Origin of the sequence: Roseivirga sp. BDSF3-8, assembly GCF_041449215.1 — a bacterium.
Classification (GTDB): domain Bacteria; phylum Bacteroidota; class Bacteroidia; order Cytophagales; family Cyclobacteriaceae; genus JBGNFV01.
This window is the reverse complement of sequence record NZ_JBGNFV010000001.1, coordinates 2639891-2657155: the sequence shown is the minus strand read 5'-3', so window position 1 is coordinate 2657155 and position 17265 is coordinate 2639891. Positions and strand designations below refer to the sequence as shown.

19 protein-coding genes and 1 pseudogene are annotated in these 17265 nt (G+C 48.6%); 3 read left to right on the top strand and 17 right to left on the bottom strand.

The genetic code is table 11. From position 1 onward, the window contains the following. Positions 1 to 143 precede the first annotated feature (143 nt). The 6 genes from AB9P05_RS11040 to AB9P05_RS11015 all read right to left on the bottom strand — a co-directional run bounded on the left by AB9P05_RS11040 (position 144) and on the right by AB9P05_RS11015 (position 3436). A complete protein-coding gene (locus AB9P05_RS11040) occupies positions 144 to 287 on the bottom strand; it encodes a pinensin family lanthipeptide (RefSeq protein ID WP_371908886.1) in 144 nt (47 codons plus the stop codon). A gap of 87 nt (positions 288 to 374) precedes the next feature. Continuing rightward, positions 375 to 1103 (bottom strand): two-component regulator propeller domain-containing protein, encoded by a 729-nt coding sequence (locus tag AB9P05_RS11035; RefSeq protein WP_371908885.1) that lies wholly within the window; start codon positions 1101 to 1103, stop codon positions 375 to 377. Then, on the bottom strand, positions 1057 to 1479 hold the full coding sequence (locus AB9P05_RS11030) for a two-component regulator propeller domain-containing protein (RefSeq protein ID WP_371908884.1): 423 nt from the start codon (positions 1477 to 1479) through the stop codon (positions 1057 to 1059). Before AB9P05_RS11030 ends, AB9P05_RS11035 begins: the two co-directional genes overlap by 47 nt. Positions 1480 to 1600: 121 nt before the next feature. Then, positions 1601 to 1756: a hypothetical protein gene (locus AB9P05_RS11025; protein WP_371908883.1), complete on the bottom strand. Its 156-nt coding sequence runs from the start codon at positions 1754 to 1756 to the stop codon at positions 1601 to 1603. Positions 1757 to 1834: 78 nt separating this feature from the next. Next, entirely contained in the window at positions 1835 to 2098 is a 264-nt protein-coding gene (locus AB9P05_RS11020) for a hypothetical protein (RefSeq protein ID WP_371908882.1), read from the bottom strand. Positions 2099 to 2188: 90 nt separating this feature from the next. Beyond that, complete coding sequence (locus AB9P05_RS11015; protein WP_371908881.1) at positions 2189 to 3436, bottom strand: DEAD/DEAH box helicase; 1248 nt, start codon at positions 3434 to 3436, stop codon at positions 2189 to 2191. Positions 3437 to 3783: 347 nt separating this feature from the next. On the opposite strand from AB9P05_RS11015, the gene AB9P05_RS11010 reads away from it, so the two are divergent. Then, the gene (locus AB9P05_RS11010) at positions 3784 to 4218 is read left to right on the top strand and encodes an OsmC family protein (protein ID WP_371908880.1); all 435 of its coding nucleotides are present in this window, start codon (positions 3784 to 3786) and stop codon (positions 4216 to 4218) included. 56 nt (positions 4219 to 4274) lie between these two features. On the opposite strand, the gene AB9P05_RS11005 is transcribed toward AB9P05_RS11010, so the two are convergent. The 7 genes from AB9P05_RS11005 to AB9P05_RS10975 all read right to left on the bottom strand — a co-directional run bounded on the left by AB9P05_RS11005 (position 4275) and on the right by AB9P05_RS10975 (position 12044). Continuing rightward, positions 4275 to 5123 carry an acetolactate decarboxylase gene (locus AB9P05_RS11005; RefSeq protein WP_371908879.1) on the bottom strand — a complete coding sequence of 283 codons (849 nt, stop codon included), beginning with the start codon at positions 5121 to 5123 and terminating at the stop codon, positions 4275 to 4277. Positions 5124 to 5163: 40 nt separating this feature from the next. Further along, entirely contained in the window at positions 5164 to 6225 is a 1062-nt protein-coding gene (locus AB9P05_RS11000) for an NAD(P)-dependent alcohol dehydrogenase (RefSeq protein WP_371908878.1), read from the bottom strand. A gap of 284 nt (positions 6226 to 6509) precedes the next feature. Continuing rightward, a complete protein-coding gene (locus tag AB9P05_RS10995) occupies positions 6510 to 7016 on the bottom strand; it encodes a hypothetical protein (protein ID WP_371908877.1) in 507 nt (168 codons plus the stop codon). A 33-nt stretch (positions 7017 to 7049) separates the two neighbouring features. Next, positions 7050 to 7841 (bottom strand): class I SAM-dependent methyltransferase, encoded by a 792-nt coding sequence (locus AB9P05_RS10990; protein WP_371908876.1) that lies wholly within the window; start codon positions 7839 to 7841, stop codon positions 7050 to 7052. A gap of 294 nt (positions 7842 to 8135) precedes the next feature. Then, positions 8136 to 9335: a hypothetical protein gene (locus AB9P05_RS10985; protein ID WP_371908875.1), complete on the bottom strand. Its 1200-nt coding sequence runs from the start codon at positions 9333 to 9335 to the stop codon at positions 8136 to 8138. Between the two features lie 138 nt (positions 9336 to 9473). After that, the gene (locus tag AB9P05_RS10980; RefSeq protein WP_371908874.1) at positions 9474 to 10655 is read right to left on the bottom strand and encodes a hypothetical protein; all 1182 of its coding nucleotides are present in this window, start codon (positions 10653 to 10655) and stop codon (positions 9474 to 9476) included. A gap of 249 nt (positions 10656 to 10904) precedes the next feature. Next, positions 10905 to 12044 carry a toxin-antitoxin system YwqK family antitoxin gene (locus AB9P05_RS10975; protein ID WP_371908873.1) on the bottom strand — a complete coding sequence of 380 codons (1140 nt, stop codon included), beginning with the start codon at positions 12042 to 12044 and terminating at the stop codon, positions 10905 to 10907. A gap of 62 nt (positions 12045 to 12106) precedes the next feature. Between AB9P05_RS10975 and AB9P05_RS10970 the strand changes: the two genes are divergently transcribed. Further along, complete coding sequence (locus AB9P05_RS10970; protein ID WP_371908872.1) at positions 12107 to 12427, top strand: pentapeptide repeat-containing protein; 321 nt, start codon at positions 12107 to 12109, stop codon at positions 12425 to 12427. Further along, positions 12319 to 12600: pseudogene (locus AB9P05_RS10965) on the top strand (pentapeptide repeat-containing protein); the annotation flags it as partial. The gene AB9P05_RS10970 and the pseudogene AB9P05_RS10965, both read left to right, overlap by 109 nt. Positions 12601 to 12851: 251 nt before the next feature. Here AB9P05_RS10965 and AB9P05_RS10960 read toward each other — a convergent pair. From AB9P05_RS10960 to AB9P05_RS10945, 4 genes are all read right to left on the bottom strand, one after another. After that, on the bottom strand, positions 12852 to 13337 hold the full coding sequence (locus AB9P05_RS10960) for a hypothetical protein (protein ID WP_371908871.1): 486 nt from the start codon (positions 13335 to 13337) through the stop codon (positions 12852 to 12854). A 47-nt stretch (positions 13338 to 13384) separates the two neighbouring features. Beyond that, positions 13385 to 13507, bottom strand: coding sequence for a hypothetical protein (locus AB9P05_RS10955; RefSeq protein ID WP_371908870.1), 123 nt, complete (start codon positions 13505 to 13507; stop codon positions 13385 to 13387). 112 nt (positions 13508 to 13619) lie between these two features. Next, entirely contained in the window at positions 13620 to 15494 is a 1875-nt protein-coding gene (locus AB9P05_RS10950) for a hypothetical protein (protein WP_371908869.1), read from the bottom strand. A 417-nt stretch (positions 15495 to 15911) separates the two neighbouring features. Beyond that, positions 15912 to 17045, bottom strand: coding sequence for a P1 family peptidase (locus AB9P05_RS10945; RefSeq protein ID WP_371908868.1), 1134 nt, complete (start codon positions 17043 to 17045; stop codon positions 15912 to 15914). Positions 17046 to 17265: the final 220 nt, after the last annotated feature.

Below are 17265 nucleotides of genomic sequence, written 5' to 3'. Positions count from 1 at the left end.
CATACTGTTTAATCCATTAAAATCAAATAGCCGGAATAAACAGATCAAACCTCCTGACACACCAGGCTTTACTATATAAAAAAAGAGGCTTATTCAAAGCCCCTTGTATTCTGTAAGCAAGATAAGTCCTGCCACACCAGCAGTTAAGCAAATTCATCAATATCAGGGCAGAAAGGGCATACCGTATTGAACTCGCTCTCGCCAGCCACAGCAAATACACCACCTTTTACATTTACCTTAGTAACGAAGCTCTTTACTTCAAGCTGCTTAAGATTCACTTTTTTCATAAGTATAACGTTTTAGTTAGGTAGCATAATATAATGCAATTTCACCAGGTCCTCAAGGAGACCGGCAAATTCCACCTGCCATTATAGTTAAAACACCCTCTCGAAGCCCTCTCCATTATACTTATATACCCCGCTGGGGTTAGCCGTTCCAAACCACATTCCGCCGTTTTTACTTTGGTAGATCGTCCAGACGTGAGCTGCGTCCATCCCGTCCTCTACGCTGTAGTTCGTCATCGTATCACCATCATACTGCCATACACCCGAGTCCGCAGTCCCAAACCAGATATTACCAGAAGCATCCTCAGCCATAGAAAACACCCTGTCCAGGTGATTGCCTTCAGCCTCCTCTTTCCTCAGCTTCACCTCTTTGGTAAAAAAGCTGGCTTCACCCCCGCTATATTTGATCACCCCCATCCCGTTATTTCCTATCCAGAGATTCCCCTTACTATCTTCCATCAGGCTACGTATATGCAAAAATCCCGAGGCATCCGTTAGTCCCAGCGCCTCATTACCCAATACAGTAAACCTCTCCCCATCATATCCTATAGCCGCTCCGTACGTGCCCACCCAGATACTGCCGTCGCCGCGCCTGATATATGGCGTAGTGATAGAATAGTAATTGTCCTCACCGGGTTTATTTTTTATAGGAAAGGGATGGTACACCAGCCTTTGCCCGTCATACCCATACATTCCCGGGCCTCCTTCCTGCTTCGTATAGCTATAAAGCCCATCAGACTTAAACCAGGGACCATTCTTTATCAGGGCCCACTCAGCCGTTGCCGGAGGATACACCTTTGCATACTGCCTGCCCATCATACCGGCTCACTCCCTTGGCTCCTTCAAACCAGATGAGGCCATCACTACCTTCATAGATGGCACTAACCATGTTGTCACCCAGGCCATTCGTCTCATCAAAGTAAGTAAACCTCTCCCCATCATACATGGCCCCTCCTTCCTGCATGCTTCCGAACCATACATTCCCCCTGCTGTCTTCCATAATTGCCCGTACACCACTCGTAAAGTTCAGTAGCGACGCAGTATCCGTTCGGCCTGCAATGGCGCCGTAGACAGCTTCGGGGAGCTCCCTCTCCGCTTGCGCTTTCTTGTCTTCGTCACTGCATGCGGTAGGTACACCCGTGAGGATAGCGATAGGCAGAAATAACAGGTGCCGGAGCTTTAAAGGATTTATCATGCCATATAGATAGGTTATTCAGATAGGGGTTTTGGAAGAACGTCCCAGTCTCCCCCTTTTCATCTCAATGCACAAACCAATGTGCAGAGAAGAAGGGAAGATAAATAAAGTGATTTTCCACTCAGGGCTGCTCCCGCAGTTCCACAATTTCTGCCATCTGCGGAGTCTTCACCGAGTATAGGATAGTAATCGTATCGCCAACACTGAGCGTGCGGGAGTCATCCGTTTTAGGAGAGGGCTGGTAATATGCACCTTCCACCCGGTAGCGGGCCTGCACAGACCACTCCGGGGGGCTCCCCCTGCGGGTGGCCTCCCATGCCCTTACGATTACCCCTTTCGTATACGCCCCCTTCTCTTACTGTTCCCTTTCCTCTACATCAGAAAGCCAAAACACAAAGGGTATACCTGGAAAAACAGATGATAGACTGATCCCTTTAGCCACTTTACCCGGAAGGCCCGTATAAGCCAGTGACCTGCTCAGAAAATAGGGGAGCAAAAGAAAGATCAAAGCAAATACCCCCCACCCCGTCAGGTTAGTATTAGCACGGGAGTAATATACCTCCCGGGGAATAATAAAAAGAATGATGAGCCAGGTGCTTACATACAGCACCGGAAACATCAGTCGGTTTATTTTATTTTTTCCCCGCTTGGTCACTTCCCGGAAACAGGAAAGTCTGCATTTTATTCACAGCCAATATGGCCCCATCACTTACCTTTTACGGCCCGGCCCTTTTCCACCACTGCCACCACGTCCGCGGGGACTTTTCCCACGTGGTCTCGAGGAGCGTCCTCTCGGTTTTTTTGCCTCTTTTGGATCGGGTTCGTCCACCGGCTCAAAGCCATCCAACTCCTCAGAGTCAAGCTTCAGGCCGATCAGTTTTTCTATATCACGCAGGTATTCCAGCTCGTCTACCGACACCAGGGAGAGCGCTTCGCCGCTCGCTCCCGCCCTGCCTGTACGGCCTATCCGGTGCACATAGTCCTCGGGCACATTCGGCAGTTCAAAGTTGATCACGTGAGGCAGCAGCGGAATATCCAGCCCCCTGGCCGCAATGTCCGTCGCCACCAGTACACGGATGCTTCCGTCTTTAAAACCCGCCAGCGCCTTCGTACGCGCACCCTGGCTCTTATTTCCATGGATAGGGGCAGCCGTAATGCCGGACTTATTCATCTTTTCAGCCAGCCGGTTGGCACCATGTTTCGTTCGCGTAAACACCAGCACCTGCTGCCAGTCCCCTTCGCTTATCAGCTTAACAGTCAGTCCAGGCTTTTTGCCCTTGTCTACACGTATCACCCGCTGGTCTATTTTCTCAACGGTAGTGTTCTCCGGGTTTACCTCTACCAGCTTCGGCTTGTGCATAAAGCCGCCCGCCAAAGCCTTTATTTCCTTTGAGAATGTCGCAGAAAAAAGCAGGTTCTGCCTTTTATCAGGCAATAGAGCAAGCACCTTCCGGATATCCCGCAGAAAGCCCATGTCCAGCATCCTGTCCGCTTCGTCCAGCACCAGTATTTCCACCTGGTCCAGTTTCAAAAAGCCCTGGTTCACCAGGTCAAGCAGGCGGCCAGGTGTCGCCGTCAGTACATCCACACCGCTTCTCAGCGCTTTTATCTGAGGGTTTTGGTTCACCCCACCAAATATCACCGCCGAACTCAGGTGAAGAAACTGGCTGTATTTATCCACATTTTCCTGTATCTGCGCAGCAAGTTCGCGGGTAGGCGTAAGGATCAGCGCACGTACAGGTCTTCTTCTCAGTTGTTTCCCCTGAGAGAGTATTTGCAATAAAGGCAGTGTGAAACCTGCCGTTTTACCCGTTCCGGTCTGAGCAGAAGCGAGCATATCGTGTCCTTCCAGTATGAGGGGAATTGTTTTTTCCTGTATGGGAGAGGGACTATTATATCCAGCCTTTTCGATGGCATGGAGTAGTGGCTTAGATAAGCCCAGGGAGTCAAATGACATAAAGTAATATTAGAAAATGGCTCTTAAGGCAGCCACTTATTTTAAAGCTGTAAAGCTACACTATTTTTTACCTATCGCCTCAAACCGGCGGTGCATTCACAAAATTTTGCAGCAGAAAGACGATCAGTCCCTCGTTGCTGTCATTTTTTTACAGGTAGTAAAATCTAAACGTGCGGCCTAATTCAATAAAACCCACCACCTCTGCCAAAGGTTCCTCCACACAATTTCACGAGAAAACACTCATTGTTCTCCCATTATATTTCACCCCCTATATAGCCAAAGCCCGCAACAAATCATGCCCCCCGCTGTTTCCTCAGGGTACAATTCACTAACAAAAACTCATACTCATGAAGAGAAATGCAAAAGCCGTATGGCAGGGTTCCGGTATGGAAGGAAAAGGCAGTCTCACCACACCCAGCGGAGCTTTCAAAGATCACCCCTACAGCTTCAAGGCCCGCTTTAAGAACGAGGACGGCACAGCAGGCACCAATCCTGAAGAACTCATCGCCGTCGCTCATGCCGGCTGCTTTAACATGGCCCTCAGCTTTAAGCTCGGAGAGAAAGGCTATACCCCCGACAGCCTGGAGACCAAGGCCGTCCTGACCATGGACACCGAAGGAGATGACTTTAAAATCACAGACATTGAGCTTAATCTCGAAGCCAAAATCCCCGATATCGAGGACAGCGAATTTCAGGAAATCGCCAAAAAGGCCAAAGAAGGCTGCCCCGTTTCAGTAGCCCTCGGCTCTGTAAACATCACCCTCAATGCAAAATTAAAGTAGCCACAAGCTACTGACATATATTCTATAGACAGGCCCCAGTGATGAGGCCTGTTTTTTTATATCCCCGGCAAGTAAAGAGTCATCTCCCCCATCATCATCTCATCCAGGTGACCCATCGTACCCTTATCGTTAGTGATCAGGTGCATATGTACGAAAGAGTCATGGTGCGTAAACACCCCCTTGTGCTCCGTTGAGAAAAACCCCACTATATCAACCGTTTCATCATTCAGCGCATAATTTACCTGCCCCCGGTGAGCCTGCTCAGGCGAAGACACCTCAGACCCTTCCGGCAGATTTTGCACGTGAATTTTCGCCATGGACACCTCCCCCCTTAGCCTGAAGACAAAAGGACGTTTCCTGTCCGCCCTACGTTCCTCAATGAATTTTTCCAGATTTTCCATCGACCTTACCTCTGCCGGCAATTTCACCTCTTCCCATTCAGTCATATGAGTATGCACAAAGAAAGGCGCCGAAGCCTCAAATCCCCTTTCCACCGTCATGGTTGTATCAGAAGTCACCCGTGACACATAGGCATCCCCATCCATCACCATTATTTCCCCGCGCAGGTAGCTCAGCGGCCCCAGGCCATACAGCCCCTTTTTATCAGAGATAGTATCCAGCGCAATAGCAGGTCCCAGCTCACCCTTCCACATCACATTTCTCATGGCTCCGGAAATTTGCACATCCCCGTAGGCCATATCCTTATCACCTTCCCCCCCGGCAGGGCCACAGCCTATCATTGCCAGACACAATACCACTCCGGTTTTTTTTACACTCATCATATCATTTATCCGGTTCACCACCTTTAATCCTAAAAGTAATGCCATCAGCCGTACCAAACCAGTACCTGCCTCGTAAGAGCCCTGAAGCAAAAAAAGAAGCAGACCTTGCAGCCTGCTTCCCATTATCCATTCAGTCAGGAGTATTTACTTCTCCCCGCCCTGTTCAGTTATCTTTAAAAGACGCCATATCTATCACAAACCGGTAGCGTACGTCACTTTTAAGCATACGCTCATACGCATCATTTATCTCCTTCATGTCTATCACCTCTATCTCCGAGGTTATGTTATGCTCTCCGCAAAAGTCCAGCAGCTCCTGCGTTTCCGCTATTCCGCCTATCACAGACCCCGCCACCGAGCGGCGCCCCATGATCATCGGCACAGAGTTCAGCATCTCATCCATATTACCCAGGTAGCCCACCAGCACCAGCGTCCCATTCACATTCAGCGTATTCACATACGGTGTCAGGTCATGCTCATACGGCACCGTGTCTATAATCACATCAAAGGTGCTCTTCGCCCCCTTCATCTCCTCCTCATTAGTAGAGATGATCACATCGTGTGCCCCCAGGTCGTGAGCGTCCTGCTTTTTGCCCGGTGAGCGGGAGAAAAGCGACACCTCAGCACCCAGCGCCGCCGCCAGTTTTATCGCCATATGGCCCAGGCCACCCAGGCCCACCACAGCCACCTTGCTCCCCTTACCCACCTTCCAGTGGCGCAGCGGTGACCATGTCGTTATCCCCGCGCAGAGCAAGGGAGCCGTACCCGCCAGGTCCAGGTTCTCAGGCACCTTCAGTACAAAGTGGCGGTCCTCCACCACCTTCTCAGAGTAGCCGCCAAAGGTATGGCCCCCAAGGTGCTTATCCTTTCCGTTATACGTACCCGTAAAGCCCCGTACACAGTACTGCTCCAGGTCATTCTTACAATTCTCGCATTCCCCGCATGAGTCCACCATGCAGCCCACTGCCACCGTGTCCCCCACCTTCAGATCCCTTACATCATCGCCCAGGCCTGTCACCTTACCCACTATCTCGTGGCCCGGCACTGCAGGGTATTTTGTACCGCCCCAGTCATTGCGGGCCGTGTGCAGGTCAGAGTGGCACACCCCACAGTATTGTATAGCTATCTCCACATCCCGGCTTGTAGGTTCCCGGCGGGCTATCGTCATCGCATCCAGTGGCGCATCGGCAGCTTCCGTACCATACGCCCTTACATTCGTTTTACTCATTGATCAGTCTTGGTTCCAGTTCAAAAAAACTATGGCTTTCTTCACACGTGGCAGGCAGATTGAATTATTTTATACTGAATGAAGCGAAAAAGGTTGTAGGAATTGAGGTTTGGGTATCGCCCCCGGGATTTCCTTAAGAGCCTGACCCGCAAGTTAGGGTTCAAAACATAATCGCTACGGCAGAGCCTTAACCCATAACTTTTTTTCTGTCTGTTTTATTAGGCATGTTGGATTTTACCTGCAGACCGGAATGTTGAACAATAGCACAGTCACTGAGCCCAACCCTATTCCTTCCCTGAGATATACCTCCCCGCCAGGTCAAGCAACCTCGTATAATCATTTAATGCCAAAGGTGTGCTCAACCTCCGCTCCCCCCATTCCTCCACATAGGGCCTGGTATCATTAGGGATAAAACTCACCTTCCTGTACATCAGGGCCAGTTCGCTATAGTCCCATCCGGAGTCCCCTTCATCCCATACGTAGTTTTCTTCCGTTTCCACCGCTACACCAGGCGCTCCATCCTGCGGGTACATCGTCAGCACTATCCGGCCATACGACACCCCCAGGCTACGGACCACTTTCCTTATCACACCATTTTCATGATATATAGTAATCGCCCCACCCCCGTCTAAAGCCACGTCATAAACCTCCACAGCATCCAGTACAGTAACAGACAGCGTCGTGTCACTGTCAACTTCTTTTATCAGCTCTTTAAGCTCATCTACTCCGGATTGTGCATACCCCCCGGTAGTAGCAAAGAACAAACTCAGCAAGGTACAGACTAACCTCACACCAGCATATCCCATTAGTAGTATCCTATCCATTCACCTCTCCCCCACTATAGCATATACCATCGGCAGTTTGTCCCCCATGTGCCGGATTCGGTACTTACCGGGGCTGAACGCTACCGTATGGCGAAAGCAATTATAAGGCGAGTAATCATATTCTGTCAGTGAATGGATCCTGATACCCTTACCCGTCAGGCTGCTTACCACCTCCCCCATTCCATGGTTCCACATCACATAGCTTTGATTAATAGCCGCCTCACGGTCTGCATACGTACCTTCCTCTGCCTCCACTATCGCCCCCCTGTTAAAGTACGGGTAGCCCACCTTCTCAAAATCATCGTCAAACATCCACACCACAGGATGAAACTCCACAAACACAAAACGCCCGCCCGGCTTCAGAAAATGTGCCACCACCCCGGCCCATTTCTCCATATCAGGAAGCCAGCCTATCGTACCATAGCTTGTGAACACGATATCAAATGCCTTATCCAGGTACGCAGGCAGGTCATAAACATCACAGCAGATAAACTCCGCAGCCACCCCCGTCTGCTCCGACAGCGCACGCGCCTTATCTATCGCCTTATCAGACAAGTCCACCCCCGTTACGTCAGCTCCCATGCGGCCCAGCGAGAGCGTATCCTGTCCGAAGTGGCACTGCAGGTGCAGGATGCGTTTACCCGACACATCCCCCAACAGCCCCAGCTCTATCTCATTCAGCGAAGTCTTACCCTTCAGGAAGCCCGCCACGTCATAAAAATCAGAAGAAAGGTGAGCATCCAGCCGGTTATTCCATGAAGCACGGTTGATGTCCAGATAATTATTTTCCATGTTGTATGACAATAAGCAGGTTCAATATCTCACCGTAAATATAAGATACCCCTCCCTATGGCCCATAAAAAAAGCCCGCCGTATAGCGGGCTTTTCTCTTTATCCATTTATTGGCTAAAATACAGTAACTACCACGGGGTTGCACCCCCTGGTTGCCATTTCCGCGAAGTTGGTACCGGGTCGCGTTCGACTTCGCTATGCAGAATTTTGGAGGTTGTTTTCAAAATATTGTTTGGCAGAAAAAGAGGCCTCGATACTTTTGAGACAGTCCCTTTCTCTTTATCCATTCATTGGCTAAAATACTCTGAAACCCACTATCACAGACACCCCCTCATACGAAGAGCTCCATGAAAGGTAATCTGTCACCAGGCCACGGCTTGTAGAGTATCTACCCTCCACATTAAACCGGCCGTAGTTAAATCCCGCACCAAAGGCAAAGTTAGTCGCCGTCGACACCTTCATATCCGGAGAGTTACTAAACTCTACTATAGACTCACTATTCACAAAGTCTATCACATACTGCGCATTAACAAACACGCGGGCCTTCTCATTAATGAAAAAGTAATGGCGGAGCCCCAGAGGCACTTCAAACGAGCGGTAGTCAACCGTAATACGCTCATTTCTCGAATTAGACGTTTCTGATGAGTAAGACTGGGAAGCCACCTCCACCAGTATCGCCCATTTACCTTTATTATAAGGCAGTACAAATTCAGCCTCCACACCCAAGCGCGCATTGACCTCATTCTCAAAATCCACTGGCGGAATCACGTCATACACCGCACTTTCCATATTCGCCTGGTATAAATTCACCCCCGGACGCAGGTACAGGTTAAATACATCACGCTTTTCACGCTTCGCCAGGTAGTTCGTTACCGGTGCATTAACACACTCATTATAGTTTACAAAAAACTTAGTCAGCGACTTACGGCCATAGCCAAGGCTACCTACCGAACGCTGGCTTACAGATGAGCAATTCAGTTTATTAAGCAACTGCTGCTTGTAGCCATAATTCTTTGCCACATCATTATTAGACGTAAGGTAGCTCTTGAATATAAGCTGCTCAGGAGTGTCCCCCTGTTGCATGAAGAAGCGGCGCGTATTGCCACTTTCATACTGATAGAGTGAGGCCTGTCCTTCCACCAGTAGCCGTAAGAACGTAGTCACCCTCTCATACTCCGGGTTCATAGACTTAGACATCTTCTCCACCTCGTCACTACTCATGTCCACATCTACCGTAAAGCGGCGGAATACCTCCGACTCCCCGATGCCAAACTCCTTTACCTCCTGCAGTGTGGCCGTTTGCGTTTCACCGTTTTCAGTCTCCCGGTAGGTAAACCGGTCAGGGTTATCCTTCCAGTCCGCATTACGAATCAGCACCTCCTTACGGGTACCCTCTTCCGTTATTAAATAACCCGGTTCAAAGGTAATCTGTCCAAATACAGAAGGGGAAAACAACAACATGAAGCATGTTGCCAGCAGGTTAATTTTTTTCATGTTCATTAAATAAAATTAAATGTATGTGCTTAATGATTTCCCCGTAAATCTAAGATTGTAGAGGCTGACATTCAGCAGGATGTAATAAAGCAGGTAAAGTTACAGTTTATAAACCTGCTCTGTATAATTCATATCTATTTAAAAAAGACGGTACCCCAGAATAAGCGATAAGGTATTATAATCAGAGTTCCAGTAGACATAATTTGTCAGCACATTGTGGCTAAAGGCATACCGTAGCTCCCCACTGAATCTACCATGGCTAAAACCGCCTCCCAGAGCCACATAAGCCCCCGTTTTCATTTCCACGTCAGCGCCTGATGTCTCTATCGCTGAGCCCAGGTCCAGGGCACTACCCACCACAGCATTGGCAAATACCTTCTGCTCATCCGTCAGGAAAAAGTAATGCCTCACCCCTACAGACATATCTATCACCTTATAGTCTACCCCCACCACTTCCTCAGAGACCTCCTTTTTCGTAGAATAAGTATGGTAAGCAGGTTCCACCACTACACGCCATTTAGCCTTATTAAAAGGAAGTACATACTCTACCAGTAAGCCCGCGCCAATAGCCGTTTCCCGGTCAAAATCTGTATCAGGCAGCCGGCCCGACGTTATTGACAAGCCGCTGTTATGTATCGCAGGGCGCACCCATAGGTGTAATAGCCGTCTTTTTTTCGTAGCGTATGTATTACTATAGCCCGGGTCTTTACAGGTATTATAGGTAACAAAAAGCCTCGTTAGTGGCCCTTCATTATACCTCAGCTCCTTCACCCTGTCCGCAGAGATATTATCACAAGCCATATCCAGCAGTAGCTGCTGCCGGAAGCGGTTATTATAGGAAACCCTCCCGTCCGAAGTCTTAAACGGCTTATAAATCAGTTGCTTTACCACACTGTTACCTACCTGATAGAAGAAGCGCTCAAGTCCACCACGCTCATACCCGTACAAGGTAGCCTCACCATCACCCACCAGCACATGCAGCAGCAGACGCTCTTCCGTAAATTCAGCCGCCCGGCTATCACTCAGGTTACTCAGCACCGAGCTCGACCGGTCTATCTCCACATCATACCGCCGATACACCGTATTTTCCCCTACCCCAAACTCAGTAATATCATCTATAGTAGCCTCCTGCTCCTCTCCCCTGGCTGAAGTCTTATATGTAAGGGCCGTCGGATTATTCTTCCACTCCAGGTTTTTTATCAATACCTCCGTACGGCTACCATTATTATCTATAATGTAGCCCGGCTCGAATGCGATCTGCCCAAAGGCATAGCCTGTACATAGTATCAGGAAGGAGAATAGGAGTAGAGTATGCTTCATGTTGATTTAGTTCAGCCTTAAAATTAGGGCTGAACTGTCAATTTTCCGAAAAGCAAAGCCCGGGAGCGGGTTGGCTTTTAAACCTAATTACCGCTTAATACTCTGTTAATTAAGGATTTACACTCCTTATCTGTCAAGCAGAAAAACACATCTTATGGAGGGGGGGGAAACGAGCCATTGAGCCTTTCAAATGCCAGGCATACACCTCTTGCCACAGAGTAGCTGTAAACCGCCCTGTATTACTTCCGCTTAGCCCTCTTTCGAGACCCGCGCCACGTAAGCCTCCAGTTCTTCCCTGCTGAAAAAGATAAACGCATATGGAGATTTTCCCTTTTCATACCGGTAGTATAGGAAAAATTCCAGCCCAGGACGGAAGTTATAGTCACTGCGCACCAGTGGCGGCGCATTACGGATCACCTCAGCCAGGCCTTTTTCGACAGAAGGGACGGATCCCCGTGAGTACTCAGGCTCCGGTATCATATCCATAGATCTGTTTACACCTACCTTCATCACCCCCTCGTATTCCGCATTTGGATTATCCGTCAGGCCATTAAGCCGGCCGTTCACATACGCGTGAAGATCCAGCGTGATCAGCAGAGAGTCAGGGAAAGCGTACGACGGGGCAGAGCCTTCATTTGTGGCTTCTTTAAGCACAGACTCCAGAGCAGGGTAGTGGCGCGCCGCATACATCGTGACAGCAAATTTGCCCGCTTTCTGAAGCGGACCAAACGCAAACAGCCGGTCATCTATCGTCGAAAAGAGACTATCCTTAGTCTTTTTCACATACCGGTCATTCGTGTTTTTGAGCTCACCCTCTTTATATTTTTCTACGTGATACGAGTGGCCATACTTAGATTTGAACACCCACCTCCCTTCACGCTTCCCATTTTTAAATTCAGTTTTTAAAATATAATCCGGCCTCGGATTAGTCTCCATTAATTTAGTCCACTTGCCCGTTCCCTTTGTCACCGTTTGTCTGCCATCAGCATCAAAGGCTGTCCAGATCACGAACAGTCCGCTACTATCAAACTCCACCACCTCCATTGGCTTCCCGTCAGTAAAGTAATAGCGCCAAATCCCATACTTTCGGCCATTCAGGTACCTCCCGTTTGCATAGGGCACACCATTAGGATAATACGCCGTCAGAGCCCCGTTTAACTCACCATTTTTATACGCCCCCTCGATTATTTTACGGCCATCCGGATATTCATCCTTAAAGCTGCCGCTGAAGTGACCAGCCACCGTATCTACAGCGCTATAGCGCACAATAGCATGATTGCCCGGCATAGTGATCAGCCGGTCATTTGTATAATATAAGGTCACCGGCACCACCTGGGCCAGGGTAAAATCAACAGTAAGGATGAAGAAAAGACTCAATAGTATACGCATGCCGGACCAGGTTCAGATTCAAACAGGCTTTTGAACCGTCAAAATACATACTTTTTCTAAATTTGCAGGGCTGCCCCACACGCCTACCCTATCAAACCCTATTACTTCATCTAAGGTCACTCCTCACAATAGACTACAGGCTACATCCCCATTCGAGGTACATAGCCGTCAAGCTAAGCACCGATTCCCCTCTTATCAGGCAAGGGGACAGGTTAGAAAACGCGAAAGCGTACTTCTTACCAAGGAGGTCCGACTTTCGGAGGCCCGACTTTCGGAGGTCCGACTTTCGGAGGTCCGACTTTCGGAGGCCCGACTTTCGGAGGTCCGACTTTCGGAGGCCCGACTTTCGGAGGTCCGACTTTCGGAGGCCCGACTGTCAGTGAGCCGACTATCGGCGGGCCGCTCAGATTGGTCCACCCGGCTATTTTTTTTTAAACCTCATTATCCATCCACGACCCAGAGGTTCCTTTTGCCGGAAAGGAGCCTTCAACGCCCTTATCGCCTGATCCTCAAAATAGGCCAGTCCCAGCGGGACGTCGGCTTTGTAGCCCAATAAAGCCAAAGCAATCCTGAGTGCCATAGGCACGCAACTTCCCGTACCCAGCTGGCCGTATAAACCGAGGCCAGATCACTAGTATATCCGGCCAAAGCATAAGAACACCCCCTTCACCAGCTCATTTTACTAACCATTCCTTCCGTACACTATAATGGCCATACTGGTAGAGACCTCAGTGTAATGGTAATTACATTACATGAATACAAATAATCAAGGCTAGATGCTTCTTTACCAATTAAATATATCTAAACCTACCAATCGATTTCTGAATCCATATAAGTAGAATATATACTTTCTTTTATCTTCTCTTTTAACTGTACGGAGTCTATTGGACAAACCCCATTTATCAGGGTGAATGCCTCATCATTTTCGACCACAAGCATTTGATTCGAAATCCATATACCAGCCCCATATTGTTCTATATCAAAGAAAAATCCCTTAAAGCCTGAAACATGTATATCTGTTCGGGAATTTATTTTAAAAGAAGGGTGTCCCGACATTTCGGAAAGGCTCTTTAACATCTCTGACGCTGAGGATTCAGGAGATTTTTCCACCATTATAAATGACCCACTTTCTGCGTTTCTGAAGCCCTTAGGTTCATCAGATGATTCAAAAGAAGGTGGTGGAATCATAAACACATTAGTCCCGCTTACGAGAATATGATTTTCAGACTTTTCAGAAGGAAAGGTTTGTATTAACCCAAAGATAATCACCAGAAGTGTACATATAATTTTCATCCTCTAAGGGTTTTTGATTCAAAATTCCTGTAAAAAAGTCTATTCTGCTACCTCACCCTGTTATACTTCTTCATTAACCCCATCACCTCTTCCACCGGTAGCGCCTTCACCGTGTTGCCGTCGCGGCCCCTCATGGTTTCAGCGGCAAACATACTGTTCAGTAGCGCCACTTCTGTCGCTTCGATGGTGCGAGCAAGGGCGGCGTCATGGGCCCGTTATTCAGCGTTTTCATGTAGCGTACGGCGTGTCACGTACGGCGTGTCACACACCGCCATGGATTCATCACCCGGCTGTAAACTGGATGTTTTTGGACGTCCATTTCACTACAGACTTATTTTCGCTACCGTTTATCTTAAAAGGGATAGGATCTATTCTCAGGTTCATTTCCTCCATTTTATATTCCCCCTTAGCTTTACCGAAAAGTATTAACTCTTCCTCCGGCTTCAACTTAATCACCCCCGATAGTGATCCTGCCGCAATAGATGGCCCTATAATACCGGAAAAGAAGCTACATCCCCCCAGGAAAGCCGGGTCCTTATACATCTCGTGCAATGGACTGGAGCTGATAGTGGCACTATATTTAATAGGAGATAAATGTGTCTTGATCAATAAATTCTCCCCCTCTGATTCAGCCAAAACCGACAATCTTGATTGTTGAGTTGGCACGCCCACATTAATTACGCTATTCGTAGTTTTGCTATACTCAACCTGGCATAAAAATATATACCCCAAATCCATGGGCTGAATATTAATTTCAGATTTCAGTTTGTATTCAATATTACCTGAATACATCAGATCAATTGCCGTCAGGTCATCGGAGAAAATGAATTTATTAAATTCAATGGTAGCACCACCATTACCCTCAGTATAGCCACTAAATTTACCCAAAGCCGCAAAGTTGGTTGCTTCCCGCCAGACATTACAAGCAGCCACTTCTGACTCCTGTAGCACATTATGAGCAGCCTTTTCAGCTTCATACCTTATATTATCCGCTGCCACCCTTGCCTCCTCTTTCGTATTGCACGCAGCCCGGCTGGCTAAACATACCGGATCATCAAATGACCCTAAAGGTGTATTAACCCGGCAGCTCCAATTACACCTCTCCCTCTCATACCGGTCATAGTGAAACGGTTTACGAACTTTCTGGCAGTCTACCTTACTATTTTCTACTTCTACCTTTGCACTGAAGGGCTGTTTGTCAGAGTTGATTTTACTCCTGATCGTAATCACCTGAGCAAGTGATTCATTTAAAATGCTGGCAATTTCACTTTTCTTAATATTGACAACCATTTTTTGGGACGGCTCAATTTTATCAAATGAGCTAAGCCATTTCTCCTCAAATTTCTCCTTAAACGATTTAAAAGCCGATCTCACATTTGCTTCTGAGGAAGCAGACATCACAGCCACCTCCTCCTGAGCAGCCCCCGGCTTCTCTATTTCTATTAGCAGCCAAATACCGCTATCATCGATCAGAATCGAGCTGCTTTTCAGCTTTCGGTCAATAACCGCTACCTCTGACAGTACTTCAGTTGAAGGACTTTTAAATAGCTCTTTAGGGTCCATTTGCAAAGGTTCCTTCCATCCCAGGTGAATGGATGAAGGCTTATTCAGCAGTACGCCGTTCAGGTTATTTAAAAAATTAGAAACGACTGGCTTTATTAATTTTGAAAGTGCCCTGTTTTTTAAGTTTGGCTTCTCAGTAAAATCAATAGCTGAAATATCCAGCGTTTGGAAGGCACTTCTGAGATATAAAGAATCATTTGAGGTTGAAACCGATGTTACACCCAGCAAATCACCCTTCAACACAGCATTATACTCATTTAGTTTAATCGCGAATTTAGCTTTCGTTATAATGGATTGGCTTCCCAAGCTCAATTCAGGTTCAAAGGAGATAATACTTACCGTGCTATCTGAAAACGCCTCAGCCGCTTTTTTCACCTCACCCGGTAAGTAAGTATCCAGAGTTTCCCGGCTGATATACACCCCCACCTGTGGTGTTATAGTATTTGCGGAAAGGAGATTTTGCCTAATCGACGTAAGCTGTTGATCACGTGTGGTTAAAGGCGGAAAATATTTGTTAACAACCTTAACTAAAGGTTTACATCCTGAACATGTTCCTAGAACAATCAGCACCAAAATTTGAATAGCTCTTTTCATAGTTTATCCTCGGCAGCATACCAGCATTAAGCTGAGTGGTTCACCGGCTACGAAAGATAAGCGGAAGCGATGGCTTTAAATACAGCCCTACATCGGATTTTTTTACTCCAAAAACTCACCCTCTGATACTCAGCCTACTATAATTTTTAGAGGGGACATTTACATACGTGGATATAGTGGCTTCGCTTTCCGGATTGATCTGCGATAATACTTGTTAAGATCAGGCACAATGTAAATCCCCGCCTGGGCTGGGGTCGCAAACGACGGGCGACGCAGGAAGTAGGGAAACGCACTAAAAACAGTGTCAGGGCGGGTGCTGCCGCAAGGCAGGTGCAAACTGTAACGGTTGTGATACAGTTGGTAATCAGCTCGGCTGTTGCCCCTTCCGTCCGCGAAGGAGCCGTACGGGGAGCATATTCACTTCACCCTCCCATACTTCCTCATCAACTCCATCACCTTTTCCACCGGTAGCGCCTTCAGCGTATGGCCATCACGGCCCGTCATCTCTTCAGCAGCAAACATACTGTTCAGTATAGCCTCTTCCGTGGCTTCGATGGTGGCGAGGAAGAGCGGCGTCATATGCTCGTTGTTCAGCGTTTTCGTATCGCGCACGGCGATAGACTCATCATAAGGCACCCGGTTCTCTTCCGCGGTGGACACCGCGATCACATAATCCCCGCTGCCATTAGAGGCAATACCACCCGTTTTTCCCAGGCCCAGCAGCGCACGCTCCGCCAGGCGCTCCAGGTTACGCGCATCCAGCGGCGCATCCGTCAGCACCACAATCATACACGAGCCGTCCGCCTCGTAGCTATTATAATAAGGGTAATTCTTAAACTCTTTCGCCACCGGCACACCCGCTATCTCCAGCACCCCGCCAAAGTTGCTCTGCACCAGTACCCCCACCGTGTAGCCGCCCTCCTTTGCAGGCAGAACGCGGCTCGCCGTACCGATACCACCTTTGTAGCCAAAAGCACTCGTACCCGTGCCCGCCCCCACATTGCCCTCCTGCACCGGGCCGCTTTTCGCTTTTTCGATCGTCTCCACCACCTGCTCCGGCTTTACGTGCCGCCCTCGGATGTCATTCAGGTAGCCATCATTCGTTTCGCCCACTACCGAATTTACCGAGCGCACCTCCTCGTTACCTTCCATCTGCAGCGTGTAGCTTATCAGGCCTTCCGTAGCCGCTGCCACGCTCAGCGTATTAGTCAGTACAATCGGCGTTTCGATATTACCCAACTCCTTCACCTGGCTGTAGCCCGCCAGCTTGCCGAAGCCATTACCGATAAATATAGCAGCAGGGACCTTTTGCTGAAAGATATTCCCCTGGTGAGGCAGTATGGCCGTCACACCCGTACGGATGCTATCCCCTTCCACCAGCGTAGTGTGCCCTACCGTCACGCCGGGCACATCCGTGATCGCATTGTGCTCGCCCGTGCGCAGCACGCCTATCTCGATACCATAGTCTCGTACACGTTTCTTCTCAGTTTGGGCGTGGGCCAGGGTCGTCATAAAGATCAGCAGGGATAGTAACACGTTCAGTTTTTTCATAAGGCTAAGCGTAGTAAGCGCTTCCGTTAAGTTTTTTCCGCCCTAATGTACTAAACAATTTCAAGTAGGGTAAATCGCGGACCCGTAACCATCTCTGGTTTAGCTGGCGCTAAACCGGTCCCCAGCCTGGATCAGGCAGGGAATTTTGGGAACGGCTGAGTTCAGAGGCAGGGTGGCGCCTAAGTCGGTCATCAAAGCCCCCGCTGACTTTTGGACTTTC